This is a genomic window from Flavobacterium poyangense (assembly GCF_011751075.1).
GTDB classification, from domain to species: Bacteria; Bacteroidota; Bacteroidia; order Flavobacteriales; family Flavobacteriaceae; genus Flavobacterium; species Flavobacterium poyangense.
Genome location: NZ_JAALLN010000139.1, coordinates 1 through 607 on the forward strand (window position 1 = coordinate 1; position 607 = coordinate 607).

Here is a 607-nt window from a genome sequence, read left to right on the forward strand (position 1 = left end):
ATGAATGTCTCAGGACAAAGGGATCAGCACCGCCGCCGAGATTCTCACGTCCCCAGCGCTTCAATGTGAGCAGCACGGGCGACAGCGCTCGACCGGACGGCGTCAACCGATACTCATAGCGCGGAGGATGTTCGCTGTATGGGACGCGCGTGAGGACACCGTGTTCCTCAAGCTTGCGAAGTCGAACAGCGAGAATGTCCCGCGGCGCCCCGGTGTGGCGGGCGATGTCGGTGAAACGCTGAGGACCGTAAAACAATTCACGGACGACGAGCAGGCTCCATCGATCGCCAACCACCTCCAGGGCATCGGCGATATTGCAATGGCGTGGAACCTCACTTGGCGGAATCGAAAGCATGCCGAAACTTAATCTCCGCAGGGTTTGGAAATCAAACCAAATAAGAGTTGTGTTTTCAAACTCACTATGCAACGAGTAAGTTGGAAAATCCAACTTACTCGTGAAGGGCTCAGATCCCGGCATGACCCCGCAGCATGACACCATCCCCGGGCCCGCCCCTCGTATCGAAGCCTTTGCTGATCGCCTGTTGCGGGTACGGCGACCGCCCGTAGACACACTGACCAAGGGCGAAACAGAGATTTCGCTTCTAGT

At 57.0% G+C, this 607-nt stretch carries 1 protein-coding gene; it reads right to left on the reverse strand.

The features are described 5' to 3' along the window. The coding region (locus G3A47_RS23010) for a winged helix-turn-helix transcriptional regulator (protein WP_208328426.1) at positions 1-448 on the reverse strand (448 nt) is incomplete at its 3' end. Positions 449-607: the final 159 nt, after the last annotated feature.